Origin of the sequence: Micromonospora sp. NPDC049301, assembly GCF_040678715.1 — a bacterium.
Taxonomy (GTDB): domain Bacteria; phylum Actinomycetota; class Actinomycetes; order Mycobacteriales; family Micromonosporaceae; genus Micromonospora.
This window is the reverse complement of record NZ_JBFAQO010000010.1, coordinates 125,376-151,914: the sequence shown is the minus strand read 5'-3', so window position 1 is coordinate 151,914 and position 26,539 is coordinate 125,376. Positions and strand designations below refer to the sequence as shown.

Here is a 26,539-nt window from a genome sequence, read left to right as displayed (position 1 = left end):
GGGCTCGCAACCCCGGCTCACTCCTCGCGCTCACCGGTCTCCCCTCTCCGCGGCGGCCAGCCGCCGCCGTACGTCGCGCTGGATCTCGTCATGGGTGCCGGCCGGCAGGTCGAGCCGGGGCAGCGTGGTCAGGGCCAGGTCGAGCAGTGCCGCCGCGGCGGCGGCCAGGGCCGGGTCGGCGATGCCACGCCGGGCGGCGGCCGACCAGCGGTGCGCCACCGGCGCGCCGATCGCGTACGCCGCGCGCACGGTGCCCGGGTCGGCGAACAGGGCGGCCAGCACCGCCGTCGGGAGCCGCCAGTCCCGGCCGGGCTGGGCGTCCAGATACCGCAGCTCCAGGTAGCCGCGTGGACGCACCGGCGGAAAGAGGGTGCTGACGTGGTAGTCGAGGTCGTCGGTGGTGGGCGGCCGGGGCAGCGCGCCGTCGAGCCAGTCGGCGAAGGTCACGCCGGGTGGTGCGGTCCAGTCCGGGCCGTGCCGGCGCAGGCAGAGCAGCGGCGCGGCGAGCACGTACCGGATCCAGGTGGCGGTCGGGTCCTCGTCGGCGCGGTCCGGCGCCCAGACCGGGCGGGTGCGGGCCGGGTCGATCGCCAGCCAGGCGGCCATCCGGGCAGAGGCCCAGCCGGTGCGCCGCCCGGCGTGCCGACTCGCGGAGGCGAACGCCGCGAGCAGCGGCGGGCCGACGGCGTGCGCCGCCGACCACCGCGCGGCGACCTGGTCCGGCTCACCGGCGTCGAGGCAGACCTGCAGGCCGGCGGTGCTGTACATCATGGTCCGGCCGGCGGGGCCATGCCGGTCGAAGGCGCCACGCATGGCGCGGTAGCGGGGAGTTTCCAGCACCGGGCGGGGCCGGCGGTGCGGGTCGATGCCGCTGCGGCCGAGGATCAGCCCGGCGGCGGCCAGCAGGTCGGTGACCTGGGCGATGTCGGCCTCAGTGGCCTGGATCAACGCGGCGACTGAGGAGCGCGGCGGGGTGGATATCTCCAGCTGGCCGCCCGGCTCCAGAGTCACCGTGCCGCCGTGTCGCAGCGGCTCGGCCGGGCTGGTGACGTCCAGCGTGACGGGACTGTGCCGCCCCAGGGCCGCCCGCAGCCGCGCCGGATCGACGGGTCGGGCGGGGTGGGCGGCGTCGTGCACAGTCCATTCCAGTTCGACGCCGGTGTGCGTGGGAGGGCCGGTCTTGAAGCAGATCCGGGCGAGGTGCCCGCCTGCGGCGGCGGACTCACGCAGGATCGCGCCGCGGTCCAGCTCGGGCGACGTCACCACCGGTCGGGCCCCCTCTCCGTGCGCCGGCTCCGGGACACTGTGCCACCGTAGCCCCGCCCACCGACACCGTCGGGGGCCGTCGACGGCGCCACCAAACTCTGTCTATCAGACGAATTTCGCGGTGCGGGGCGGAACGAAGGGCCACTGCCGCCGGACGCTCACTCCGGGGCGGGCCGGCGGGTCGCCGGAGTGCGGGACGGTTTGACCTTCGCCGACGGGGACGACTCCGTCTCTTCGGGCACCAACCGCTGGCAGTACGCCTCGACCTCTCCGGCGCTTCCGGCCGCGGTCACCAGCCTCTCGAAGGCGGGCGTCCGCAGCGCCTTCTCCCGCTGCTCGGGCTTCTTGGCCTGCCAGGCGCGGCACAGGCCCCTCAACTGCCCCGGGGGTGCCGCGCCCGCGGACGGGGTGCCGATGGCGGACGGCGTGCTCGTGGCGGACGGCGTGCCCGCTGTCGACCGGCTGGGCGTGGCGGTGTGACCGGCGGAGGGGGTCGCCTCGACGTCGCTGGGGGCCGGCGACGGGCTGCTGGGTGTCACCGGGGCCGGATCCGGCGCCCGGTCCAGTCTCACCGCGGCGAACGCCGCGCCCGCGGTGGCGGTGGCGGCCAGCGCGCCCATCCACGCCACCGCGCCGGTGGTCAACCGGCGGCGGTGCGGCCGGCGGGCCACGGTGGGCGCCGGGTTGGCCCGAGCGACCCGGAACCCGGCCAGCGCGGCCTCCTCCCCGGCCAGCTCACCCGGCCGGACCGGGCCGGCGGCCGCGGCGAGCAGCCGGGCCAGCGGGTCGGCCCCGGTCACGTCCGGGTCGGCGGGGGTGCCCGCGCGGTCCCGGGTCGCTGCGGCCTGCGGGTCCGGGACAGCCGGGCGGACCCCGTCCGGCGTGGAGCCGGGCGTGGCGGGAGCGCCGGCGCGGGCCGCGTCGAGCAGTCGTTCGGTCTCGGCTCGCTCGGCCCGCCGGTCCGGCCGGTTCGGGTTCATCCGGAATCCCCTCACGTCAGCCGTCCGCCGGCTCAGCGTGCGACGTCCGCCCGGATCGGCCGGTGCGCGGAAGAGGCGGCGGCACGCTCTCGGCGCCCACCGGCGGCACGACGCCCTCGGCGGTGACCGGCGGCCGGACCGGTTCCTGCCGTTCCATCAGGGCGGCGAGTCGCCGCAGGCCACGGTGTGCGGCGGTACGGACGGCGCCGGCCCGGCGGCCCAGCACGCGGCCGGCGGACTCCGCGTCCAAGCCGATCACGGCCCGCAACAGGACCGCCTCGGCCTCGCGGGGTGGCAGGGTGGCGATCAGGGCGAGGGCGGCCTCGGTGCCGATCGTCTCGCCGGCCCGCTCGGCGGTGTCCGCGTCGCCGGCCAGGTCGGCGAGTGCCTGCACCGGGACCGGCAGCGACGGTCGGCGCCGAAGGCGGCGCAGGTGGTCCATCGCCCGGTTGCGCGCGATGGTGACGGTCCAGGCGCGGAACTCACCACCGGTGAAGCTCGGCAGGTCGCGGGATATCTGCAACCAGGTCTCCGACGCGACGTCCTCGGCGTCCGCGCCGACCAGGGCCGTCAGATAGCGCAGCAGGCCCGGTTGGAGGCTGCGGTACAGGAAGCGGAAGGCGTCCTCGTCCCCGTCCTGCGCCGCGGTGACCGCCTCCGACAGCTCGCCGGTCATCCGCAGGCCACGGATCGTCCGGGACGCCCCGGCCTGATCCACCGCACCGGAGCACTCCGCGCGGCGCGAACCGTCGGCCCGACCAGTCCCCGCACCGCACCGCCCCTCCGCCGAACGTGATCGCTCCCGCGCCCCTGGTTGTCGGGGCGGGATGTCTGGACCAGCGCCATGGCGGTCGGTTGTCGACGCGCTGCCCGCCCGGTGGGCCCGAGCCGGGCTAACGCTAGGAGGGGACCGAAGGGGGCGACAAGTCGGCACCACGTCACGGAAGAGTGACAATTATCAAGTCCGCAAGTCGGCGCGTCGCCGTAACGTGCGGTGACCATCGGACGCTTTGCGCGCCCGGAGGTGGTTCTCCGCCGTAGTCGGCCGAGTGTACGCCGCCATGTGTCGGGTTTCGTCACCGCGCGTCGCTGCCGCGTCACAGAAAGAGCACGTCCACAGAGGTCGGACCGGATGGACCGGTGGGTACGAACCACCCGGCCGACCAGCCGCAGCGCGCCGTTGCGCGCCTCTCTGGGTACGGTAATGCCGTGTTGTCATCGGAGGTCGTGCTCAGCGGTCGGTACCGCCTGGACGAACGTGTCGCCACTGGCGGCATGGGCGACGTCTGGCGTGCCTCCGACCTGGTCCTCGGCCGGCAGGTCGCGGTCAAGGTCCTGCTGCCGGCGCTGGTCTCCGACCCCGACTTCATCGCCCGGTTCCGGGCCGAGGCGCGGATCATGGCGGCCCTGCGCCACCCGGGCATCGTGCAGGTCTACGACTGCGGCGAGGACGACCTGCCCGACGGCAGCCGGGCTGACTACCTGGTCATGGAGTTCGTCGACGGCGAGCCGCTGTCCAAGCGGATCGAGGCGGCCGGCCGGCTCGACGTGGCCGAGACGATGTCGATCGTGGCCCAGGCGGCCCAGGCGCTGAACGCGGCGCACCGCGGCGGCATCGTGCACCGCGACGTCAAGCCCAGCAACCTGCTGGTGCAGGAGGACGGCACGGTCGTCCTGGTGGACTTCGGCGTGGCCCGTTCGACCAACGTCACCAGCATCACCAGCACCAACGCGGTGCCGGGCACCGCCCTCTACATGGCGCCTGAGCAGGCCGCCGGCCGGCCGGTCAGCGGCGCCACCGACATCTACGCCCTGGGCGCGGTCGCTTACTGCTGCCTCACCGGCGGGCCGCCGTTCACCGGCGACAACCCACTCCAGGTCGCCGTCCGGCACCTGGACGACGAGCCGCCCGAGCTGCCGCACGACATCCCGGAGGCGGTCCGGGCCCTGGTCTCCCAGGCCCTGGCCAAGGATCCGCTCGAACGGTTCAGCAGCGGCGCGGCGATGGCCGAGGCGGCCCGGACGGCGGTGACCGGCGGCGAGCCACCCACGGCGATGGTGACGGCGGCGACCCCGCTGCGCGACGCCGGGCCGGGCACCCGCACCGACGTGCCGCTCGGCGCGGCGGTGGCGACGGGCACCGGGCGGCGCAGCCGACGGGGTGCGCTGGTGGGCGCGGCGGCGGCCGTGCTCGTGGCCCTGACCGGCCTGGCGGCGGCCCTGGGCGCGGCCGGGAGCGCGGACGCCCCGGCGGTCACCGTGCCGACGACCGTGCCGGCGGTGGCACCGACCGATGAGCTCGACCTGCCGGTGACGAACGAGCAGCCCACCGAGGATCCGGTCCGGCCCAACCGACCCAACGCCCCGGCCAACACCCCGTCGGCGACGGTCAGCGCGACGCCGAGCGCCCGGCCCAGCGAGACGGCCAGCCCGTCGACGCCGTCGCCGACCGCCACCACCGCGCCGCCACCCAGCGACCCGCCGGCCAGCGATCCGCCACCAAGCGACCCCCCGCCGAGTGACCCGCCGCCGACCACCACGAGCCCGCCCACCGAGCCGGAGGTGCCGGCGGGCAACTGAGCCGACCGGCGCTCGGCGAACCCCACCAGCACCGATATCCCCAAAACGGACTTACGGCACCGAAGACCTCTCTAGGCTCTCAGCAGGTCATTTCCATCATCTGCCGCGGGAGCCCGGGTGAGCGCTGAGAAGCTGGTCGTGATCGGCCAGGGGTACGTCGGACTGCCGTTGGCCATGCGCGCCGTCGAGGCGGGGCTGGACGTGGTCGGCCTCGACGTCGACGCCGACAGGGTGAAGCGGCTCGCCTCCGGCGAGTCGTTCGTCGAGGACATCCCGACCGACCGGCTGGGCCGGGCGCTGGGCAGCGGCCGGTACCACCCGAGCACCGAGTACACCGACGCCGAGGGCTTCGACATCTGCGTCATCACCGTGCCCACCCCGCTGCGCGACGGCACGCCCGACCTGAGCTTCGTCGAGCAGGCCGGCATCGGCATCGGCCCGTACGTGCGGCCGGGCTGCACCGTGATCCTGGAGTCGACCACCTACCCCGGCACCACCGAGGAGCTGCTGCGCCCGCTGCTGGAGTCGGCCAGCGGGCTGCACAGCCCCGGCGACTTCCACCTCGGCTACAGCCCGGAGCGGATCGACCCGGGCAACCCGACCTGGCGGCTGGAGAACACCCCCAAGGTGGTCTCCGGTGTGGACCCGGCGTCACTGGCCCGGGTGGACGGGTTCTACCAGCGACTCGTGGAGCGCACCGTACCGGTGGACTCCACCCGGGTCGCCGAGCTGACCAAGCTGATCGAGAACACGTTCCGCCAGGTCAACATCGCGTTGATCAACGAGCTGACGATGCTCTCGCACCACCTGGACATCGACGTGTGGCAGGCGATCGACGCGGCGGAGACCAAGCCGTTCGGCTTCCTGCCGTTCCGCCCCGGCCCCGGCGTCGGGGGGCACTGCCTGCCGATCGACCCGTGCTACCTGTCCTGGCAGGTCAAGCGCCGTCTCGGTCGGCAGTTCCGGTTCATCGAGCTGGCCAACGACGTCAACCACGAGATGCCGGAGCACGTCGCGCAGCGGATCATGGCGGGGCTGAACCGCACCGGCCGGGCGGTCACCGGCGCCCGGCTGCTGCTGCTCGGGTTGGCGTACAAGAAGAACACCGGCGACATGCGGGACTCCCCCGCGGTCGACGTGGCCCGCCGGTTGCAGGCGCTCGGCGCCGAGGTCCACGCGGTCGAGCCGTACGCCGAGGCGCACCAGATCCCCGCCGGGGTGACCGTGGTCGGTCTGACCGAGCGCGAGGTGCGGGCGGCGGACGCGGTGGTGGTGGTCACCGACCACGACAGCTTCGACTACGACCTGGTGGCGCGGCACGCCCGCTACGTCTTCGACACCCGTAACCGGTGCGTCGGCCCGATGGTCGAGCGCCTGTAGACCCGGCACCGCTGGCCGGTCCCGCCGCGGAGGAAGATGGCGGGGCCGGCCGGCGGATGTCCGTCCGGGTCACTGATCGCCGAGCGCCTCGACGACCGGCCGGGACAGCGCCCGGCGGGCCGGCAGCACCGAGGCGACCAGGGCCGCCAGCACCGCGACGCCGAGGATCAGCCCGAGCTGACCGAGCGGAAGCACCAGGTGGAACTCGTCGTCGAGGCGGGCCAGCAGGGCCATCGCGGCGGCGCTGACCCCGGTGCCCAACCCGACCCCGAGCACCGCGCCGACCAGCGCCATCAGCACGGCCTCCACGGCGAGCATGGCCCGCATCCGGCCCCGGGTGAGTCCGACCGCCCGCAGCACCGCGTTCTCCCGGGTGCGCTCCACCACGGAGAGACTGAGCGTGTTCGCCACCCCGACCAGGGCGATCACCACGGCCAGGCCGAGCAGCGCGGTGACGAGGGCCAGCAGCATGTCCACCGTGCCGGTGAGCATCTTCTTGTACGCGCCCTGATCCATCAGGTTCACCGTCGGGTAGCGGCCGAGCACCGTCTCGATCGCGTCCCGGGCCCGCTCGGCGCCCACCCCGGCGGCGGGGTCGATCTCGGCCAGGTAGCCCCGCTGATCGGGGAAGAGGGCGCTGAAGTCCGCGTCGGCCATGTCGATGACGTGACCCGCGGGCGCGTCGCTGGTGGGCGTGTCGTCGGCGACGACCGCGGCCACCCGGAAGGGCCGCCCCCGGACGGTGACCGGGGAGCCGACCTGCCAGCCGCGCTCCTGCGCCAACTCCCGGTGCGCCAGCACCTGCCCCGGCCCGAGTCGGCCGACGTCACCCGCGAGCACGTCGGTCAGCGTCCGGCCGACCAGCGCCGGGTGGGCGGCGCGGACCTCGACGCCGGCGGTGACCGCGCTGCGCTGCTCGTGCACGACGGCCAGCTCGGGGCGGGCCGCCAACTCCCCGGCGAGCGGGGCGGGCAGGTCCTGGCCGATGCCGGTGACCACGAAGTCGGTCCCGATCTGCGCGTCCACGCTGCGCTCGATGCCGTCCTTGGTGCTGTGCGCGCCGACCACGAACGCCGACACCAGTCCGATCCCGATCACCAGGGCGGTGGCGGTCGCGGCGACCCTGCGCGGGTTGCGGACCGCGTTGGCCACCGCCAGCCCGGCGGTCGCCCCGGCCAGACGGCGGGTCGGCCAGCCGAGGACCCGGACCAGCGCGGGCACGAGCACCGGCCCGAACAGCACGATCCCGAAGAACGCCAGCACCCCGCCGACAGCCACCAGCAGCACCTGACCGGCGCTGGCGGCGCCGGCCAACGCGGCGACGCCGCCGGCCAGCACCACCGCGCCGAACGCCAGCCGGAGTCGTCCGGCGCCCCGGCTGGGCTGTACCGCGGCGTCGGTGAGCGCGGCGACCGGGGCGACCCGGGTGCCCCGCCAGGCCGGCAGCAGCGCGGCGCCGACGGTGAGCACGGTGCCCAGCAGCAGGCTGGTCAGCACGGTCGAAGCGGCCACGGTCAACCCGCCGGTGACGGGCGCGTCCAGCCGGGACAACAGCAGGCGCATCCCGGCGGCCAGGGCCACCCCGAACAGCACACCGAGGGCGGAGGCCACCACCCCGACCACCGCCGACTCCAGCAGGGCGGATCGGAAGACCTGACCCCGGGTGGCGCCGACCAGCCGGAGCAGCGCGGTCCGCCGGGTGCGCTGGGCCAGCACGATCGCGAAGGTGTTGGCGATGACGAAGCCGGCCACCACCACGGCGACGCCCACGAAGATCAGCAGCAGCATGGTGAACTGGTCCAGGTCGCGGACCGCGTCGTCGACGGCCTCGTCGAGGATCTGCTGTCGGCCCTTGACACTGCTGTCGGCGCCCGCGACGGCGCGCACCCGGCCGGCCACCGCCGTGGCGGAGACTCCCGGCTCCGTGGCCACCATGATCCGGCCGTACCCGCGCTCGCCGGTGACCGCGAGCGCGTCCGGCCCGACCAGGCCGATGAACGGACCACCGATGTCGCGTGCGGTGCCGGCCACGTCGACGGTGCCGACCAGGGTGTACGGGCGGGCAGCGCCGCCGGTGCCGCCGATCCGGACCGGGCTGCCGAGGGTGAAGCCCTCCTCGGCGACCGTCGGCGCGTCGAGCACCACCTCCCCGGCACGGTCGGGCAACCGGCCGGCGACCACGTCGTACGAGCGCAGGGCGTCCTCGGTGGGGATGGCGGCGAGCACGGTGAAGCCGAGTACCGGCCGGCCGTCGGTGCCGACGATCCCGCCGGTGTTCGTCAACTCACCGGCGGCGGCTGCCACCCCGTCGACCGCCCGGACCCGGTCGATCAGGCTGGCGGGCAGCGGCTCGTCCCCGGTGGCGTAGACGCCCAGGTCGGTGTGCCGGTCGAAGGTGCCGGCCCGGTCGTACGCGCCGGCACGCATCCCGTCGACGAGGATCAGGGTTCCGGCGATGAACGCGACACCGAGCACGACGGCCAGCGCGGAGAGCAGCATGCGCAGCGCTTCGGCGCGCAGTGAGCGCAGGGTCAGACGGATCATCCCGGTCACCGCCCCCGGACCAGCACGGGTCGGGCCGGGTCGAGGTTGGCCAGGGTGTCGAGCACCTGTTCGGCGGTGGGTGCGGCGAGGTCGCCGACCAGCCGGCCGTCGGCCAGGAAGACCGCCCGGTCGGCGTGCCCGGCGGCCACCGGGTCGTGGGTCACCATGATCACGGTCTGGCACAGGGTGTCGACGGCCTCCCGCAGCAGCCGCAGCACCTCCGCGCCGGAGCGGGAGTCCAGGTTCCCGGTCGGTTCGTCCGCGAAGATCACCCACGGCTTGGTGATCAGGGCGCGGGCCACCGCGACCCGCTGCTGCTGGCCACCGGAGAGCTCCGCGGGTCGGTGCCGCAGCCGGTCGGCCAGCCCCACCGCCGCCACGACCTGACGCAGCCAGGCCGGATCGGGTCGCCGGCCGGCGATGGCCAGCGGCAGCACGATGTTCTCCTCGGCGGTCAGGGCCGGCAGCAGGTTGAACTTCTGGAAGACGAAACCGACCCGGTCGCGGCGCAGCAGGGTGAGCCGCCGGTCGTCGAGCCGGCCGAGGTCGGCCGCACCGATCGCGACCGAGCCGGCGCTCGGCCGGTCCAAGCCGGCCAGGCAGTGCATCAGCGTCGACTTGCCGGAGCCGGACGGACCCATGATGGCCGTGAACCGCCCGGCGGCGACGTCCAGGTCGACCCCGTCGAGCGCGACGACCGCGGCGGGACCACGTCCGTACCGTTTTTCCAGGCCACGGGCGGTGACCGCAACGCCGTTGCCGGCGTGGGCGGGAGGTGCGAGGGACATGTGGGCTCCCCGGTCAGGGTGCGGATCGGACCCCTCCGACGCTATGGCCGGCGCGGGTCGGTCGATCTCCACCTGCGCGCTCGACCTGGGTGCGTCCCGGGTCGCGGTGCGCCCGCCGCGCGGTACGACCCAGGTCGTACGCCGGGTCATCCGCCGGGTGTGACCAGCCCGCTCTCGTACGCCAGCACCACCGCCTGGACCCGGTCGCGCAGCTGGAGCTTGGCGAGGATCCGCCCGACGTGGGTCTTCACGGTCGCCTCGGCCACGTGCACCCGGGCGGCGATCTCCGCGTTGGACAGCCCCTGCGCGACCAGTAGCAGCACCTCCCGCTCCCGCTCGGTGAGCTGCGCCAGCCGGGGGTCCGCGGTCGGGCCGACGCCGAGCTGGCCGGCGAACCGGTCCAGCAGCCGCCGGGTGATCGACGGCGCGACCACCGAATCACCTGCGGCGACCACCCGGATCGCGGCCAGCAGCTCCTCCGGCGGGACGTTCTTGAGCAGGAAGCCGCTCGCCCCGGCCTGCAACGCGGCGAACGCGTCCGCCTCGGTGTCGAACGTGGTCAGCACCAGCACGCGCGGAGGGCCGGCGGGCCGGTCCGCGCAGAGCCGCCGGGTCGCCTCCACCCCGTCCATGGTCGGCATCCGGATGTCCATCACCACCACGTCGGCCTCGGTGCGGGCGAGCACCCGCAGCGCGTCCGCGCCGTCGATGGCCTCCCCGACCACCTCCAGGTCCGGCTGGGAGTCCAGCACCATCCGGAACCCGGCGCGCACCAGCGCCTGGTCGTCCACGATCACCACCCGGACCGTCATGCCGCGATCACCTCCGTTGCGGGCTCCGACGGTAGCGGTAGCCGGGCCTCGAGCTGCCAGCCCCCGGCCAGCCGGGCGCCGGCGGTGAGGCTGCCGTCGTACACCGTCACGCGCTCGCGCATGCCGAGCAGACCGTGACCGCCGGACGGCGCCGGGCTGACCACCGGCCGGCCGCGACCGTCGTCGACCACCCGGACCACGACGGCGTCCGCGGTGTACGTCAGGGTCAGCTCGACCTCGGCGCCGACGCCGGCGTGCTTGAGCGCGTTGGTCAGCGCCTCCTGCACCACGCGGTAGATGGTCAGCTCCAGCCCGGGCGGGAGTGCCGGTGGCTCGCCGTCGACGGTGTGCCGAATGCGCAGCCCGGCGTCGCCGAACCGGGCCAGCAGGTCGGGCAGCTCGGCCAGCGCGAGCCGGCGGTGTTCCGGGTCGGCGGCCACCACGGGACCGTCCGGCCCGAGCGGGCCGGTCGGGCCGGCGTCGCGCAGGACGCCGACGAGCCGGCGCATCTCCTCCAGCGCCTGCCGGCCGGTGTCGGCGACGACCTTGACGGCCGTGCGGGCCTGCTCGGGGTCGCGGTCCAGCATGAACCGCGCGCCGTCCGCCTGGACGATCATCACCGCCATGCTGTGCGCCACCACGTCGTGCAGCTCGCGGGCGATCCGGGTGCGCTCCTCGGCGACCGCCGCCCGGGACTCGGCCTCCCGCTCGCGTTCCAGCGTGGTGGCCCGCTCCTCCAGGGTGAGCACGTAGAGGCGGCGGGTCCGCACGTTCAGCGCGACCAGCCAGACCGCGCCGGTGACCAGCGCGTACCACAGCGCGCTCACCCACCAGCTGATGACGCCCCGGGTCTGCACGGCGGCGAGCACCACGCCCACGGCGGCGACGCCACCGGCGAGTACGCCATCGCGCAGCCGCTCGCCGTACTTCACCACGCTGTAGAGCGCGATCAGGACGGCGACGTCGTACGGAAGCGGCCCCCACTGGGCGGCCACCTGGACCAGGGCGAGCACCGCGACCACCACGGTCACCGCGGCCGGATGCGAGCGGCGGAACAGCAGGGCCACGGCCATCCCGGCGCCGACCAGGGTGGCGGCCCAGCCGCCCGGCTGGTTCGCCGCGCCGGCCAGGCCGAAGAGGACCACCAGGCCGGAGACGGCCACGTCGAAGGCGACGCCGCGAAGCGGGCGACCGAACATCGTGCGTCTCACGGTCACCCAGCGTACGTGCCGGGTGTCGGATGCCGTCCGCCGTCCCGGTCGAGCCGCCCCGTCCCCCGGGGCCCGGCGGGCCGGGGCGGACCGGCTCAGTTGGCGAGGACCTCGCGCATGCGGTCGATCTCGACGGCCTGCTCGGTGGCGACCGAGTTGGCGAACTCACTGAGCGTCAGGTCGGAGCCGACCGTGAGCAGGTCGGTGGCCAACGCGATGGCGCCCTGGTGGTGCTCGGTCATCATCCGGACGAAGAGCCGGTCGAAGTCGGCGCCGCGGGCGGCGGCCAGCTGCCGCATCGCCTCCGGCGACTGCATGCCCCGCATGGTGCCGTGGTCGTGCCCCTGGACCTCGGCCGCGAGGCCACGGGTCTGCAGCCAGCCGCGCATCATCCCCATCTCCGGCCCCTGACTGGCCCGGATCCGGTCGGCGAAAGCGCGGATGTCCGGGTCGGCGGCCCGGTCGGGGGCGAGCTGCGCCATCTCCAGGGCCTGCGCGTGGTGCGGGATCATCATCCGAACGAACATGACGTCCAACGAGTTGTGCGGGGCCGGGCCCGCGTCGCGGACCTCGTGGGCCGGACGGGTGGCGGCGGACTCGCCCGGGCGGCCGGGCACGATGACGGTCAGGTCGGTGGGAACAGGGCTGGCCGCCGGTGTCGAGGTGGCGGGCGCGGAGACCGGCTGGGCGGTGCCCGTCGCGGTGTCTCCGCCCGCGCGGATCAGAACGAACGCCACCAGCGTCGACACGAGCGCCAGTGTGACGACGGCCAGGGTCCGTGCGCGCCGGCTGGTCATGGGCCACTCCCTGGGGTCGAGGTCATCGCGATGTTATCCATTGAGGAGAACGATTCGATGTGACCCAGCTCACATCGATGCTCTTCTTCCGGCGGTAAGGTGTCGACCATCGTCTCCCCCTTGCGAAGGGCCTCGCCGATGATCAGACTCCACATGCCACGGTTACGACAACTGCGGATCGTTGGCCTCGCCGCGACCGGGCTGCTCGTCGCCAGCGTCCTCGTCGCTCCGGCAAGCAGCGCTCAGGTCGCGACGCAGTCGGCTCCGGCCGCCGCCGCCGCGAACACCATTCCCGGTGTCGACGAGATCGTGAGCAGCCCCAACCTGCGCCAGATCGCCAACGTGCCCAAGGTCGCGCCCGTGGACGCGACCAACAGCGACATCGCGTTCCAGGGCAGGTACGCGTTCGCCGGCAACTACAACGGCTTCGTCATCTACGACATCTCGCGGCCCAGCGCGCCGACGGTCGTGTCCCGGGTGCTCTGCCCGGGGTCGCAGAATGACGTCTCCGTCCATGGTGACCTGTTGTTCCTCTCCACGGACTCGCCGCGTAGCGACGACTCCTGCGCCAGCACGGGGGTGCTGCCGGCGGACACGAAGTGGGAGGGCATCAAGGTCTTCGACATCAAGGACAAGGCCAACCCGCGCTACCTCAAGTCGGTGCAGACGGCCTGCGGCTCGCACACCCACACCCTGGTGCCCGCCAAGGATAAGAAGTCTGTCTACCTGTACGTCTCCTCGTACGGGCCCTCGGAGACCTACGTCGGGTGCCCGCCGCCGCACGACTCCATCTCCATCGTCAGGGTGCCGCTGAAGAAGCCGACCGAGGCGGCCGTGGTCGCCATGCCGAACCTCTTCCCGGACGGCGGCTACCCGGGCATCCCGCGGGAGAAGACGGCGACCAGCGGTTGCCACGACATCACCGTCTACCCGGCCAAGGACCTGGCCGCCGGCGCGTGCATGGGTGACGGCCTCCTGCTCGACATCCGCGACCGGGAGGCGCCCCGGGTGATCAACCGCGTGCGGGACACGGTCAACTTCGCGTTCTGGCACTCGGCCACATTCAACAACGCCGGCACCAAGGTGATCTTCACCGACGAGCTGGGTGGCGGCGGCGCGGCGACCTGCAACGAGGCCATCGGGCCGAACCGGGGCGCGGACGCCATCTACGACATCACCGGTCGCGGCGACGCCCGGACGATGAACTTCCGCAGCTACTACAAGATCCCGCGCACCAACGCGGACACCGAGAACTGCGTGGCGCACAACGGCTCGCTGATCCCGGTGCTCGGGCGGGACATCATGGTCCAGGCGTGGTACCAGGGCGGCATCTCGGTCTGGGACTTCACCGACTCGGCCAACCCGAAGGAGATCGCCTTCTGGGAGCGCGGGCCGCTGTCGGCCGACCAGTTCGTCGGCGGTGGCACCTGGTCCGCGTACTACTACAACGGACACATCTACTCCAACGACATGGTGAAGGGCCTGGACGTCCTGGAGCTGAACGACTGGCGCACCTGGACGGCCAAGTTCGTCAAGTACAAGGAGCTCAACGTGCAGAGCCAGCCCAGCTACCTGGGCTGGTAGGCACCGAGCACCACGCCGGGCCCGGTCCCCCGATCTCGGAGGGCCGGGCCCGGCCATGTCAGGGGCAGGCGGGGAATCAGCTCATCGGCACCTGATAGCGCCGCTCGCCGCCGCCGGCCGCGGTGACCAGACGGACCTCGCCGCTGCGCAGTCCGTACGTCACCGACCAGCGGGTGTGCCCCTGACGGACGGCGGCGAGCACCCGGTGCGCGGCCGTGGCGTCCAGCACGCCGCCGGCCTCGGTCAGCGCGGCGGCGATCTGCCCGTACCGGCGGTCCTCGCGGCGACGCTCTTCGGGAACCCCGGCCACCGGCACGTTGGTCAGCGCCTGCCAGCCGCCGGTGCCCCGCTCCACCCGCAGCGCACCGTCGACGAACTCGATCACCGCCGACGCGCCGGTCGCGTCGGCCAGCAGGTAGTGCAGCGCCGGCCCGCCGTCGAAGTCGAGGTTGTGCCGGGTGAAGACGGCGATCGCCTCGTCGACCGTGGCGGCCCGGTCCAGCACCAGCCGCAGGATCCGTACCGAGCCGACGGTGGGCTTGCCCGGGTCGGGGCGGACGGTCGCCGCGTCGTCCGCGGCCAGCCCCACGGCGAGGCCCCGCTCGTTCATCCCGTCGAAGGGCAGCAGCGGCGCGTTGAGCAGCCGCCGGTCCCCGGCCGGATCCGCGCCGACACCGAGGTAGGAGATGTCGACCAGCGAGACGGCCGCGTAACCGTCCGGTGGATCGGTCCGCAGCACCAGCGCCGGGTTGGCGTCCCAGTCGAAGTTGCGGGCGAACAACGGCCGGGTCGGGTCGCCGGCGGCGACGAACAGCGAGCAGCCGAACGGGCTCGGCGGGGCCGCGTCGGTGCCGACCGTCGCGTCGTACGCCCCGACGTAGGTCATCTCGTACAGCGGCAGGTCGTCCAACCGACGCAGGCTGGCCATGGTCTGCTCGGCCTGTGCGGCGTCCTGCCGGGAGGCGGTCGGCGTACCCGCGGCCGCTGGCGGTGGCCCGGTGAGCAGGGGCCCTCCTGACTTCGGCGTGGAGCAGGCGGTGAGGGCGAGCAGCAGGGCCGTCGAGACGGCCGGCAGGGTCCTGCGCATATCCGTTGGACGCTATGGGACCGATCGACGGTTGTCCACCACGCCCGGATGGCGCTGCCGCAGGTCGCCGCGCTGGTGGTCACCATGGCGCTGCTCTGGTACGCCTGGTGGCGGCGGGAGCGACCAGCCGGCGGACGCTTCGCAGCACCGCCCCGCCACGTACCGGCCGACCCGGTGCTGCACCGTACCGCGCTCGCCGGCTGCCTGCTCTTCGTCGCCGGCATCCTCGCCGGCGTGGAGATCGGCCTCGCCTCCACCGTGGCGACCGCGCTGGTGCTGCTCGGGTTCGTCGTCCGCTCCCCCGCCACGCTGCGCCCGGGGCTGGTGCCTCTGCGGCTCCTGCTCTTCGTCACCGGGTTGTTCCTGGTGGTGCAGACGCTCGGGCGGTACGGGCTGGACGACCTGGTCGCCGGCCTGCTCGGCACCGACGGCGGAGCGCTCGGCGCGGTCCGCGCCGGCGGCACCGGCGCGCTGCTGGCCAACGCCGTGAACAACCTGCCGGCCTACCTGGCCGGCGAGTCGGCGCTACCCGACGGCGACGGGACGCGCCTGCTGGCGCTGCTGATCGGCACCAACATCGGGCCGTTGGCAGCCCCCTGGGCGTCGCTGGCCACGCTGCTGTGGTTCGAGCGGTGCCGGGCGGCCGGGGTGGCGGTGCGGGTGACCCGGTTCGTGGTGACCAGCACCGTGCTCGCGGTCACCGGCACGCTCGCCACCGTCGGCGCGCTGCTGCTGGTGAGCTGAGCGCCGGTCACGCGTTGCCGCTCGGCCGACGGCGCCACCGCGACCGGCGCGGCGGCAACCGGTCAGCCGACCGTCGACCGGCGCGACGGCCGGGGGCCGACCAGCCGGCGGACCATCGGCGCGGCGTTCCACTTCGCCGCACCGACGAGGTCGCGTGCGTGCTCCAGCACCGTGTAGTCGGGCCGGGTCAGCCCGTCGGCGATGGCCCGGTCCAGGTCGTTGCCGCACCGGCTCAGCACGGTGTCGAAGTCCCGCCGGACCGGCTCCAGCAGGTCGTAGCCGAACGAGCGGTGCATCCGGGCGAAGAGCGGCTTGTACAACCGGACCCGCTCGTGCAGCCCGGTGGAGTAGGACATCGGGTTCTTCGGCCGGCGCTGGATGTAGTCGGGCAGCACGTCGTCGAACGCACGCCGGACGATCCACTTCTCCTGCCCATCGCGCAGCTTCAGCCCCAGCGGCAGGCGCATCGCCAGCTCCACCACGCTCAGGTCGAGGAACGGCACCCGCGCCTCGACGCCGTGCCCCATGGCGGCCCGGTCGACCCGCTGCAACTCGGTCCGGCAGAGGTTGCGGATCTTGTGCAGGAACAGCCGACGGGACGTGACGGGGTCGACCCGGTGGTACATCGGGTACCCACCGAACAGCTCGTCGGACCCGTCGCCGGTGAGCACCACCTTGACGCCCAGGGCACGCAGCCGCCGGAAGATCGGCACCGAGACCACCGCGTTGATGATGTCGCCGTACTCGGTGAGCTCGGAAATCCGGATCGCCTCGCGCACGTCGGCCAGCCGGATGTCACGCGGGCGCAGCTCGATCACCTCGTGCGGCACGCCGAGGTCGGCGGCGAGCCGCCGCGCGCACGCCACGTCCGGGCTGTCCGGCACGCCGATCGTCACCGCCACACAGTCCGGGTGGATGTCCCGCACCTGCCGCAGCGTCAACGAGCTGTCCAGCCCGCCGGAGAGCACCACCCCGACGGTGAGGTCGGTGTCCACCCGCATCCGGATCGCGTCGGTCAGCGCGGCGCGGACGAGCAGGGCGGCCTCGTCCGGGTCGTTGATGACCGGCAGTCCGTCGCCGAGGGTGAGCAGGTCGACGTACGGTCGCAGCCGCACGTGGCCGTCCGGTGCCACCCAGCCGTGGTGCCCGGGCGGCACCTCGGCGATCGGGGCGCCGTGCCCGACCAGCGCCTTGACCTCCGAGGCGAGGTGCAGGCAGCCGGGCTGCCGGGACCAGTACAGCGGCTTCACCCCGAGCGGGTCACGGGCCAGGTACGCCCGCCCGGTGCCGCGTTCGACGACCGCGAAGGCGTACTCGCCGCGCAGCCGGGTCACCGCCGCCTCGCCCCACTGCTCGAACGCGGCGAGCAGCACCTCGGTGTCGCTCTCGGTGCGGAACAGGTGCCCGAGCCGGGTCAGCTGCGCGCGCAGCTCCCGGTGGTTGAAGATCTCACCGTTGAAGCAGAGCAGCCAGTGCTCGTCGACCGAGGTCCACGGCTGCACGGCCCGGTCCCGGTCCACCACCCGCAGTCGGCGGGTGCCGGCCAGCAACCCGCTCTCCAAGCGGGTCTCGGTGACCTCGCCACGGGGGGCGAGGACGCTGAGCATCCGCCGGAAGGTCGCCGGGTCGGCCTCGGGGCCGATGCTCAACGCGATGCCGCACACCGGCTCAGACCCCCATCTCGGCTTCGTACGCGCGGCGCAGCCGGCGACGCGCGCTGGGCGCGAGACAGAGATGCCAGGCCTGTCCCTCGTCGATGACGTTGAGCTCGCCGGCCTCCTGTCGGGCCAGCAGCAGCTGCGCCAGCGTGTCCCGCGCGCCGAAGCGCTCGTACCAGGCCAGCTCGACGTCCATCGAGTAGCCGAGGCAGTGCCCGCTGGGCAGCATGGCCGCGTAGCCCAGGCGTCGCAGCCGGTACTGGTGCTCCGTACTGCGGACCAGACTGGTCACCCAGAGTGGCGGGGTGACCGGCGGCGCGGCCGCGGCGAACTCGCGTCCGACGTCGTTCAGCAGAGCCACCACCTCCCGCCGGGCGCGCCGGAACAGCAGCCCGGCGGTGCGCGGGGTGGCGTCCGGCCGCAGCCGGCGACGCAGCCCCCGCGCGGCCCGGCCGAGCATGGTGGCGGGTTGCTCCTGGTAGCGGAAACGCAGCAGGTCGCGGCGACGCAGCCACTCCAGGTCGACCAGCTCGGCACTGCCGTTGACCTGGTCGTCGGTGACGAAGGTGGGGGCGTCCTGCCACCAGAGCACGTCGATCCGGGAGAGCAGGTAGATCCGCACCAGCGCGGTGAGGTCACGCGCCGAGGTGCGCTCGTTGGGCTGGTAGCGCGCCATCTCCAGCAACAACGTCTCGCGCGCGCCGATCAGCCCCTGCGGGGTGGCGTCGAGCACCGCGGCGAGCGCCGGTTCGCGCAGCCGCTCGTCGATGAGCACCTGACGGGCCCGGGTGCTGGTCGCGTCGGCGAGGGCGCCCACCTCGACCAGCAGGTCGGCGACGGCCGCCCGGTAGGCGGCGAGGTCCGGCGCGGTGGAGGGAAGACGGCGAGGGGTGGTGCCGGAGGGCCGGCGGCGAGCCGGGGCGGTGGGCGACGCGGGCGGACCGGGTTGCTGCCCCGGACTACGGCTGGGCACTCGCATGACGGGTCCCTTTCTCCGGTCACGACCGTGGGTGGTTCGCCCTAAACACACCGTAATCATCGGGACCGGAGCGGACCGAACAATCCTCCTATCTGCCCCCGAAGGGAGCGCGACGACCCATCCACCGTCGAGCGCCGGCCGGCACCGTCAGTCGCGGCCCGCCGGCACCAGGTGCTGCACCTCGGCGTACGACGGCAGTCCCGCCGGCACGGTGAGCCCGCCGGCGCGCACGGCGTCGGCGGCGGCGACCGCGGCGCCCAGCGCGGCCCGGAACAGCAGGGAGCCGGTGCTGACCCGGGCGACCCCGGCCCGCCCGAGCTCGTCCAGCCCCGGCCCGCCCGGCTGGTACAGCACGTTCAGCGGCGCGTCGAGACGCTCGGTGAGCACCCGCAGCGTCGCCGGGTCGACGGTGCCGGGCACGAAGATCCCGTCGGCGCCGGCGGCCCGGTAGGCACGGGCACGGGCGAGGGCCTGCGGCAGCGGGTCGGCCACCCCGAGCCACCACGCGTCGGTGCGGGCGTTGACGAACAGGTCCGGCACCGCCGCCTTCACCGCCGCGATCTTGTCGGCGGTGCACCCGGGATCGGCCAGGGTGCCGTCTGAGCGCCCGTCCTCCAGGTTGATCCCGACCGCGCCGAGCCCGGCCAGCTCGGCCACGTACCCGGCGACCGCCCCCGGATCGTCGGAGAACCCGGCCTCCACGTCGACCGTGAGCAGCACCGGCAGCCGGGCCAGCCGGCGGGTCAGGGCCAGGGTCTCCGCGCCGGTGGCCGCCAGGCCGTCGGGGCGGCCGGCGGCCGCGGCGACCCCGAGACTGGTGGTGCCGATCGCCGGATGGCCGCGCCGGGCGAGCGCCGCCGCCGAGGCGTGGTCCCAGGCGTTCGGCAGCAGCAGGGGGCGGCCGGCGTGGTGCAGGGCGCGGAACGCCGCACGGCGGTCGGTCATCGGACGGTCACCTCCAGGATCGTCGGACCGCGCAGCCGGTCTCGACCGTCGTCGGTCACCGCCTGACCGTAGGGCCCGGACCGTTCGCCCCGCACCGAACCGTTCCACCGCACCACGCCGCCCGGCCGTCTGACGCGCGAGCGCCGAGGGTCAGGCGCGACCGCTGGCGGGGCGCGGAGGGGGCGTGGGGCTGAGGGTGTCCTCGGGGATGGCCAGGGTCGCGGCCAGGGCGGCTCGGCCGCCCGGGGTGAGGCGGACCGCGCGACCGGCGCCCTGGGTCGTCCAGCCCAACTCGAGGAAGCGCCGGCGGAGCGCCGCGCCGAGTGCCCCGGCCAGGTGCGGTCGGCGCTCGGTCCAGTCCAGGCAGTCGCGCACCACCGGGCGCCGCGCGGCGCGCAGCGCGTCAACGGGTACGCCGAGCCCGGCCGCCCACGCCCACCCGTCGGGCGTCAGGGTCAGCCCGCTGGCCCGGTCCAGCCGCCCGTCGGCCAGCAGCGCGTCGTACACCAGCACACCCAGCCGCCCGGCGAGGTGGTCGTAGCAGGTCCGGGCGTACGCCATCGCGGCTCCCGCGGTGGACGCCCGCAGCGAACCGGTCGGCGCGGGTGGGGCCGGGGCGTACCCGGCCAGGCTCTCGATCAGCTGGGCCACCGACGGCCCGGCCAGGCGCACGTAGCGGTGCCGGCCCTGCCGCTCCTCGACCAGCAGCCCACCCCGGACCAGCCGGCTGAGGTGGTCGCTCGCGGTCGACGGCGCCACTCCGGCCCGCCGGGCCAGCTCCCCTGCCGTCCAGGCGCGGCCGTCGAGCAGCGCGAGGCAGATGCCGGCCCGGGTGCCGTCGGCCAGCAGGGCGGCAAGCTCGGCCATCCCCCGGCCTTCGGTGCCAACGCTCATGGCCCCATCATCGCCCCAGCCAGCGCAGCACCAATCGGCGGAGTATCCGCCAACCGGGCCCGTTGCCGATGGCCCGACTCTTTACAACGTTGTATCCATCGTTGTAGAAACGGATGCACACACCGCCCCTGTCGATGCACCGCCAACTCCCCGAGGCAGGTCCACATGCGACATCTCCGCCGCGGCGGCGCGCTCGCCGCCGCGCTCGGTCTGATCCTGACCGCGACCGCGCCCGCTCCCGCCGCCGGCTCCGACGGCCCGTCCCGATACCGCAATCCAATCTCCACCGCCGTCGGCGACACCTTCGCCGACCCGGTCATCGTCCGCGGCGACGACGGATTCTGGTACGCCTACGGCACCACCGACCCGCTGCAGGAGGGCGAGCACGAGTTCCACCGGGTGCCCACCGCCCGCTCGACCGACCTGGTCGACTGGACGTACGTGGGCGACGCGTTCGGCCCCGACCAGCGCCCGCCGTACGCGGCGGCCGGGGCGGGGTTCTGGGCGCCGGACGTGCGCCGCGTCGGCGACCGGTGGGTCATGTACGTGACGGTCACCGACACCACGGTCTCCGCCGAGGGCAGCGACTACGCCATCGGCGCGGCCACCGCCCCCACCCCGGCCGGGCCGTGGACCTTCGCCGCACAGCCGGTTGTCGCCCCGCGTCCCGGCGGTGGCGGCGGCTACCTGTGGACCATCGACCCCAGCCAGTTCACCGACGTCGACGGCCGCAGCTACCTCTACTACGGCAGCTACTACGGCGGCATCTCGGTCACCGAGCTCAGCCCGGACGGGCTGACCGCGGTCGGCACGCCGACCCTGGTGGCCGTCGACAACAAGTTCGAGGGCAGCTACGTGCTGCGCCACGACGGCTGGTACTACCTGTTCGCCTCCACCGCGAACTGCTGCGCCGGCCCGGCCACCGGCTACTCCGTCCAGGTCGGACGCGCACGCAGCCCGCGCGGCCCGTTCACCGACCGCGACGGCATCGCGCTGACCGCGTCCCGGGCCGGCGGCACGCCGGTGCTCACCCAGAACGGCAACCGGTGGATCGGCACCGGGCACAACGGTTTCCTCACCGACCTGTCCGGGCAGGACTGGATCGTCTACCACGCCATCGACCGCGCCGACCCGTACCTGGACGAGCCGTTCGGCATCAACGAGCGCCCGATGCTGCTGGACCGGCTCGACTGGATCGACGGCTGGCCGACCGTTAACGCCGGCGCCGGCCCGTCCGACGGCACCCGGCCCGCTCCGGTGACCACCGGACGGGTCGACGACCGGTTCGACACCGCCGGCCTGGCCGGCTGGCGACGTACCGCCGGCGAGTGGCGGGTCGCCGACGGCCAGCTCACCGGCAGCGGCGCGCTGACCAGCCGTACCACCGTCGGCGGGGACGTGCGGGCGGAGGCCGACCTGCGGCTGGCCGGCGCGACCACCGCCGGGATCACCCTCGCCGACCGGGTCGAGGTCCGGGTGGACGCGGCCGGCGGCCGGCTGGTGGCCCGCGACGGCGACCGCCGCGCCACCGCCCCGCTGCCCGCCGGGCTCAACCTGGCCGACCGGCACAACCTGGCCATCGAGGTACGCGGCCGGCAGCTCGTCGCCGAGCTGAGCCCCGCCCGCCTCGGTGACCAGCTCGCCGTGGTGTCGCTGCGGCTGGAACGCCCGGTCGCCGGCCGGCCGGGCCTGGTCGCCACCGGCGGTCCGGCCGTGTTCGACAACGTGAGCGTGGCCCCGCTGTACCAGCCGGCGAAGCGGGCGGCGCCCGAGCCCCGGGTCGGTGCCCCGCTGCGGGCGTACTCCGACGAGTTCGGCGACGGGCTGGACGGCGACTGGCGGTGGGTCCGCGAGGACCTGGCGGCGACGGTCGCCGGCGGCGCGCTGCGCTGGCCGGTGCAGGCCGCCGACCTGACCGGCACGGGCAACACGGCGGGCGTGCTGCTGCGCGACGCACCGGGCGGCGACTACGTGGTGGAGACGAAGGTGACGCTGGACCTGGGCGAGGAGACGGTCCGCAACTACCAGCAGGCCGGACTGGTCGCCTACGTGGACGACGACCGGTTCGCCCGGCTGGCTCAGGTGGCGATCTGGAACACCCGGCAGGTGGAGTACGGCTACGAGCTGCCCTTCGCCGGCCAGCCGGTGTACGGCGGCAGCATCGTCGGCACCCCGGCCACCACAACCTGGCTGCGGCTGGCGCACCACGTCGACCCGGCCACCGGGGAGCACGAGTTCCGGGCCGGCTCCAGCCGGGACGGGCGGAGCTGGACGTGGGGTGCGGTGTGGACCTTCCCGGCCGACACCACCCCGCGGATCGGGTTGGTCGCACACGGCGGCGCCGAGCCGCCGGTCACCGCCGCGTTCGACTACCTGCGCTTCTATCGCTGAGCTGACGGAGTGCCCCCAGGATTGTCCAGGGGGCACTCCGTTCCGGCGAAGCTTCTCACATCAGGGCCGATGCACCTCTTCGGTTGAGTGCCGTGCTTGCCTGCGGACGTACTCTGAAGGGGCCGCGACGCCATTGTGGCGAGTCGGGGCCCTAGCGCTCGCACTGCGGGCGGATAGAAGTAGCCGCATGATCTGGACGAGGCTCAGAAACGACCGCACCCCTCCCCGGCTTCGCGCCGTTGACGACCTGCAGTTTCCTGCCAGCGGGCGTCAGCGTCTACGCGATCAGTATCCCCATCTCAGCGACGACGACATCCGCCTGGTCGAAACCGCGACCCGACAGTGGTTCCGGCTCGTCGTCCGCCATTCCAGTGCGAAGCTCACGATGCCGTCGGTGATCGTGGACAATCTGTGGCAGGAAATGACCTTGCAGGCGCGGGATTACGCCGCCTTCTGCGACGCCGCGTTCGGGAGTCTTCTGCACCACCAGGCGAGGTCCGCGACGAGCGCTGACTCGGTCACCACCAGTCGCACCCCTCTGCTGCTGGCCACCTTGAGCTACGGCCGCCGGGACGAGGGTTGTGGCCCAACCGGTCTTCCCCTGCTGTTCCGGGTGGACCAGGAGCTCCGCGTCCAGGACGGCAACCGCTACCTGGCCGACTGCGGAGGGCGTGGCGAATGCTTCCCGGTTTCCAACCGGGTCTGCCTGCAACACCTCGGAGGGCCGGGCAAGCGGCCCAAGCCACCCGGCATTCGCGGCGATCTGCCCTTCAACGACGGCCGCCACGGCTACGCCGGCGGTGCGGGCGGCGGCGGTGCGGGCGGCGGCGAGTTGTACGGCGGCGGCGATGGCGGGGGCGGCGATGGTGGTGGGGGCAGCAACTGAGGCCCCTGACCCACCAGACGGACCCGACCGCCGGCCGGCACCACCCCGCGGATCGGACTGGTCGCACACGGCGGCGCCGAGCCGCCGGTCACCGCCGAGTTCGACTACCTGCGCTTCTACCGCTGATGTAGTCGGGAAACAGAGACCGGGGGCCTCCGTCGTGTGGACGGAGGCCCCCGGGCCGGTGGGGCCGAGGATCAGGCCGGCGGGGCCGGCAGGATGTGGGCTTTGAAACTGACCGCTGACGGGGCAACCTTCGCCGCTGCCGCTCCTGCGGGAGTGGCGAACTGTCGGTCGAGGGCGATGGTGGAGTTGTTCCGGTTGCGGTAGACCACCACGAAGCCGGGCCCGCCGGTGTTCTGGATCGGCGCGATCGTCGGGTCGGTGGCGGCTGTGGCGGCGGTCGGGTCGCTCGGGTTGACGTACAGGCGCAGCCACTCACCCCAGGTGCCCGAGCCCTGCTCGGTCTCGTACACCCGGTACATCTCGTTGTCGGCGGCACGGGCGACAACGACGATCCGGCCCAGCGCCGGGTCGAGGATCGCGGCCGGCGAACCGACAGCGGTGAACGTGCCCACCGTCGCCCACACCGACGGCCAGGACGAGTCCAGGTTCTGCCGCTTCATGACCAGGGAGCCGTCGGCCGCGCGGGCCACCACCCCGGTACGCCAGCCTTGGCCGACGAAGGTCGCCGGCGCCCCGGTCACGTTCCCGCCCAGGTCGGTCCACGCGGTCAGGGCGCCGTCGGTGGAGTAGACGGCGGTCTTGACCGTGCCGGTGGTGCTGGTGGCCACAAGCCGGACGCCGGTGAGGTCGTCGAGCTTGACCGCCGTCAGTCCACCGGCGATGCCGGCGAGGCCCAGGCTCTTCCACGACGCGCCAGCTCCGGACTGGCGGTAGTGCCAGAGACGGCCGTCGGCATCCACCGCGAAGATCACGCTGATGCCGCTGGCGAGGGTGACCGCGACCGGCGAGCCGGTCATGGAGCCACCAAGGTTGCCGGTGGTGCTCCAGGTGGGCAGGTTGGCCGCCGTCTGGGCGGCAGTCGACACGCCGCCGGTGGTGTGCAGCGCACTGATCTGCATCTGCTTGCTGCCGCTCAGCACGTTGAGGGTGGGTTCCCCGGCGAACGCCTCCAGGCCGAACAACGGCACGTGCTGGAAGCTGTTGAAGTCGTCGGGGCTCTGCTGGTGGACGACCCGCACCTGGCCGGTGTTGTCGGTGTGGGCGTAGACGATGACTCCGAGCGAGCTACCGTCGGCCGGCTCGCCCTGCAACGCCGTCGACCGCGAGAAGGACTGGATGGGCAGGAACGACTGCGGGTCGGCGAACCAGCCCTGCAGGTCGACCAGCAGGTGCACCGTACCGCTGCTGTTGTTCTTGATCCGCACCTTTCCCTCGGTACCCACCTTGGTCACCACGAGGCTGGACCGGGCGATGTGCGCGGCGGGGAAGTTGGTCACCGAGGCGGTGACCGGGGTGCCGTCCAGCGGCGTGACGGTGAAAAATCCGGCGACCGTGGGGCTGACGGCGGTGACGTTGAGGACGGCGGCAGCGATGCCGCGGGTCGGCAGGCCGTTGGTGCCACCGACGGCGACGTCGATGCTGCCGTTCGCCGGGATCGGCGGGGCACCGGTGGGGACCCGACTGTCGTACAGCGTGGTCGCCGGAACCGGCCGGAGGCCGGCGCCGGTGGTCGGGCTGCCGGTCCAGTAACCCTGGACCGTGATGGCGACGTGCACGGCCGGGCCGCGATTCTCCAGCGTCACGTTGCGGCTGCCGTCGGCGTTCAGCTTGACGGTCATCCCCATCGAGGTGACGCCCTTGACGTAGTCGACGGCGGTCTTCGCGAGCGTGCTCGACCCGACGGTCACCCAGCCGTTGCTGGTCGCGTCGATCACCAACACGTCGAGCATGACCGCCGTCGCGGTGCTGGGCACCAGGCCGCCACCCCCGATGTTGGCGGTGCGCAGCACCCCACCCGGCAGGGTGCCCGAGGTGATCCCCAACCCGGAGCGGCTGTCGACCACCCGGGTGTGGTTCACCGGCACGAAACCGGAGCCGGTGCTGCCGGTGGCGGTCGTGAAGTAGCCCGCCACGTCCACCTTGATGTGCACGTTGCCGGCCGCGTTGTACACGGCGATCTTGCCGTTCGCGCCGGGCTTGATCGTCGCCGAGTTGGTGATGACCTCACCGATCGACGCGTTCATGGCCGAGGCGCCCCGCGTCGTCTGGTCCGGGTAGACGGACAGGAACGTGTTGGCGGTCGGGCTGATCGCCGTCACGTCCACCATCACCGCGCTGACACCGGTGGCCGGGATGGCGCCGATGCCGACGGCGGTGAACGTCGTGACCGACTTGGCACCGCGGAGCCCGGTGGTTCCGCCCGTACCCGAGCGGGTGTCGAGCAGGGTCACGCTGTCGATCGGTACGTAGTCACCGCCCTTGCCGGCGGCGTCGGCGCTGGCACCCGGCGCCGACGGGAACGGTATCGCGACGACAAGCGCCAGTGATGCCAGGAGGGCAACGCCACGCCTTCCCAGAAAAGCTCGAAGCAAAGGATTCAACAACGCCACTCCTAGACATAAGTCATCCGTCAGGTCTCGTTCGCCCGGAAATCCGGAACGGGCCGTGCATCACTACCCTTAGATGTCCTCGGAAATTTCCTCAAGCCGCTCCAGGGTCAAATTTGGCGGTCGCCAACCGCGGGCCGCCGCATGCTGAAGGAACTCCTCCGGCAGCCCCACTCTGTACTTCTCGACATAATATGAAAGATCGCTCGGCCAAGACCATTCGCCGTCGGTCTGAATCGAGAGCGGCGCGATTGCAGGTCGGTTCGGATCCAGCTCGTCGAACGCATATCCCGCCGCCGCCGCGACCACCGGTCCATCCTTCAAGTAACGAGCCGTCGAACTCACGAGATTCTCCGCCAGTTCGCCCCGAACTCGATGCAGGCTCGGCCCGTCCTCGTACCCGTGGGGCAGTTCTTTGAAGTAGCCGACATCTCTCATAA

Annotated in this window: 21 protein-coding genes; 6 read left to right on the top strand and 15 right to left on the bottom strand. The window is 73.5% G+C overall.

The window, feature by feature from the left end; translation table 11 throughout:
• Positions 1-30: 30 nt before the first annotated feature.
• The 3 genes from egtA to AB0K07_RS26455 all read right to left on the bottom strand — a co-directional run bounded on the left by egtA (position 31) and on the right by AB0K07_RS26455 (position 2,964).
• Positions 31-1,266, bottom strand: a complete 1,236-nt coding sequence (gene egtA, locus AB0K07_RS26465) for an ergothioneine biosynthesis glutamate--cysteine ligase EgtA (RefSeq protein WP_363758784.1) — start codon at positions 1,264-1,266, stop codon at positions 31-33.
• Positions 1,267-1,424: 158 nt separating this feature from the next.
• Positions 1,425-2,246, bottom strand: a complete 822-nt coding sequence (locus AB0K07_RS26460; RefSeq protein WP_363758781.1) for a hypothetical protein — start codon at positions 2,244-2,246, stop codon at positions 1,425-1,427.
• Between the two features lie 16 nt (positions 2,247-2,262).
• A complete protein-coding gene (locus AB0K07_RS26455; protein WP_363758778.1) occupies positions 2,263-2,964 on the bottom strand; it encodes an RNA polymerase sigma factor in 702 nt (233 codons plus the stop codon).
• 491 nt (positions 2,965-3,455) lie between these two features.
• Here AB0K07_RS26455 and AB0K07_RS26450 point away from each other — a divergent pair, with 491 nt between their 5' ends.
• Positions 3,456-4,826 (top strand): protein kinase, encoded by a 1,371-nt coding sequence (locus AB0K07_RS26450; RefSeq protein ID WP_363758775.1) that lies wholly within the window; start codon positions 3,456-3,458, stop codon positions 4,824-4,826.
• A 117-nt stretch (positions 4,827-4,943) separates the two neighbouring features.
• Positions 4,944-6,206, top strand: a complete 1,263-nt coding sequence (locus tag AB0K07_RS26445) for a nucleotide sugar dehydrogenase (protein WP_363758772.1) — start codon at positions 4,944-4,946, stop codon at positions 6,204-6,206.
• Positions 6,207-6,275: 69 nt separating this feature from the next.
• Here the strand turns inward: AB0K07_RS26445 and AB0K07_RS26440 are convergent, their stop codons facing one another.
• From AB0K07_RS26440 to AB0K07_RS26420, 5 genes are all read right to left on the bottom strand, one after another.
• Complete coding sequence (locus tag AB0K07_RS26440) at positions 6,276-8,750, bottom strand: ABC transporter permease (RefSeq protein ID WP_363758769.1); 2,475 nt, start codon at positions 8,748-8,750, stop codon at positions 6,276-6,278.
• Between the two features lie 5 nt (positions 8,751-8,755).
• On the bottom strand, positions 8,756-9,538 hold the full coding sequence (locus AB0K07_RS26435; protein WP_363758766.1) for an ABC transporter ATP-binding protein: 783 nt from the start codon (positions 9,536-9,538) through the stop codon (positions 8,756-8,758).
• A gap of 146 nt (positions 9,539-9,684) precedes the next feature.
• Complete coding sequence (locus AB0K07_RS26430; protein WP_363758763.1) at positions 9,685-10,350, bottom strand: response regulator transcription factor; 666 nt, start codon at positions 10,348-10,350, stop codon at positions 9,685-9,687.
• The gene (locus AB0K07_RS26425) at positions 10,347-11,567 is read right to left on the bottom strand and encodes a histidine kinase (RefSeq protein WP_363758760.1); all 1,221 of its coding nucleotides are present in this window, start codon (positions 11,565-11,567) and stop codon (positions 10,347-10,349) included. The genes AB0K07_RS26430 and AB0K07_RS26425 overlap by 4 nt, the downstream gene beginning before the upstream one ends.
• An 89-nt stretch (positions 11,568-11,656) precedes the next feature.
• Positions 11,657-12,358 (bottom strand): DUF305 domain-containing protein, encoded by a 702-nt coding sequence (locus AB0K07_RS26420; RefSeq protein WP_363758757.1) that lies wholly within the window; start codon positions 12,356-12,358, stop codon positions 11,657-11,659.
• 138 nt (positions 12,359-12,496) lie between these two features.
• On the opposite strand from AB0K07_RS26420, the gene AB0K07_RS26415 reads away from it, so the two are divergent.
• Positions 12,497-13,942, top strand: a complete 1,446-nt coding sequence (locus AB0K07_RS26415; protein ID WP_363758754.1) for a hypothetical protein — start codon at positions 12,497-12,499, stop codon at positions 13,940-13,942.
• A gap of 76 nt (positions 13,943-14,018) precedes the next feature.
• Here the strand turns inward: AB0K07_RS26415 and AB0K07_RS26410 are convergent, their stop codons facing one another.
• Positions 14,019-15,029 carry a linear amide C-N hydrolase gene (locus tag AB0K07_RS26410; RefSeq protein WP_363758751.1) on the bottom strand — a complete coding sequence of 337 codons (1,011 nt, stop codon included), beginning with the start codon at positions 15,027-15,029 and terminating at the stop codon, positions 14,019-14,021.
• A gap of 48 nt (positions 15,030-15,077) precedes the next feature.
• On the opposite strand from AB0K07_RS26410, the gene AB0K07_RS26405 reads away from it, so the two are divergent.
• Positions 15,078-15,773, top strand: a complete 696-nt coding sequence (locus AB0K07_RS26405) for an ArsB/NhaD family transporter (RefSeq protein WP_363758748.1) — start codon at positions 15,078-15,080, stop codon at positions 15,771-15,773.
• A 62-nt stretch (positions 15,774-15,835) separates the two neighbouring features.
• Here AB0K07_RS26405 and AB0K07_RS26400 read toward each other — a convergent pair whose 3' ends face one another.
• From AB0K07_RS26400 to AB0K07_RS26385, 4 genes are all read right to left on the bottom strand, one after another.
• Positions 15,836-17,437 (bottom strand): asparagine synthase-related protein, encoded by a 1,602-nt coding sequence (locus tag AB0K07_RS26400; RefSeq protein WP_363758745.1) that lies wholly within the window; start codon positions 17,435-17,437, stop codon positions 15,836-15,838.
• 4 nt (positions 17,438-17,441) lie between these two features.
• Positions 17,442-18,410, bottom strand: a complete 969-nt coding sequence (locus tag AB0K07_RS26395) for a DUF5715 family protein (RefSeq protein WP_363758742.1) — start codon at positions 18,408-18,410, stop codon at positions 17,442-17,444.
• A gap of 147 nt (positions 18,411-18,557) precedes the next feature.
• Positions 18,558-19,355 (bottom strand): isocitrate lyase/phosphoenolpyruvate mutase family protein, encoded by a 798-nt coding sequence (locus AB0K07_RS26390; RefSeq protein WP_363758739.1) that lies wholly within the window; start codon positions 19,353-19,355, stop codon positions 18,558-18,560.
• Positions 19,356-19,505: 150 nt separating this feature from the next.
• Complete coding sequence (locus AB0K07_RS26385) at positions 19,506-20,249, bottom strand: winged helix-turn-helix domain-containing protein (protein WP_363758736.1); 744 nt, start codon at positions 20,247-20,249, stop codon at positions 19,506-19,508.
• Between the two features lie 165 nt (positions 20,250-20,414).
• Between AB0K07_RS26385 and AB0K07_RS26380 the strand changes: the two genes are divergently transcribed.
• Both AB0K07_RS26380 and AB0K07_RS26375 read left to right on the top strand, forming a co-directional pair.
• Positions 20,415-22,640 (top strand): family 43 glycosylhydrolase, encoded by a 2,226-nt coding sequence (locus AB0K07_RS26380; RefSeq protein ID WP_363758733.1) that lies wholly within the window; start codon positions 20,415-20,417, stop codon positions 22,638-22,640.
• Positions 22,641-22,827: 187 nt separating this feature from the next.
• Positions 22,828-23,526 carry a hypothetical protein gene (locus AB0K07_RS26375; protein WP_363758730.1) on the top strand — a complete coding sequence of 233 codons (699 nt, stop codon included), beginning with the start codon at positions 22,828-22,830 and terminating at the stop codon, positions 23,524-23,526.
• Positions 23,527-23,723: 197 nt separating this feature from the next.
• Here the strand turns inward: AB0K07_RS26375 and AB0K07_RS26370 are convergent, their stop codons facing one another.
• Both AB0K07_RS26370 and AB0K07_RS26365 read right to left on the bottom strand, forming a co-directional pair.
• Positions 23,724-25,943 carry a hypothetical protein gene (locus AB0K07_RS26370; protein ID WP_363758727.1) on the bottom strand — a complete coding sequence of 740 codons (2,220 nt, stop codon included), beginning with the start codon at positions 25,941-25,943 and terminating at the stop codon, positions 23,724-23,726.
• A 228-nt stretch (positions 25,944-26,171) separates the two neighbouring features.
• Positions 26,172-26,537, bottom strand: coding sequence for a hypothetical protein (locus tag AB0K07_RS26365; protein WP_363758724.1), 366 nt, complete (start codon positions 26,535-26,537; stop codon positions 26,172-26,174).
• Positions 26,538-26,539: the final 2 nt, after the last annotated feature.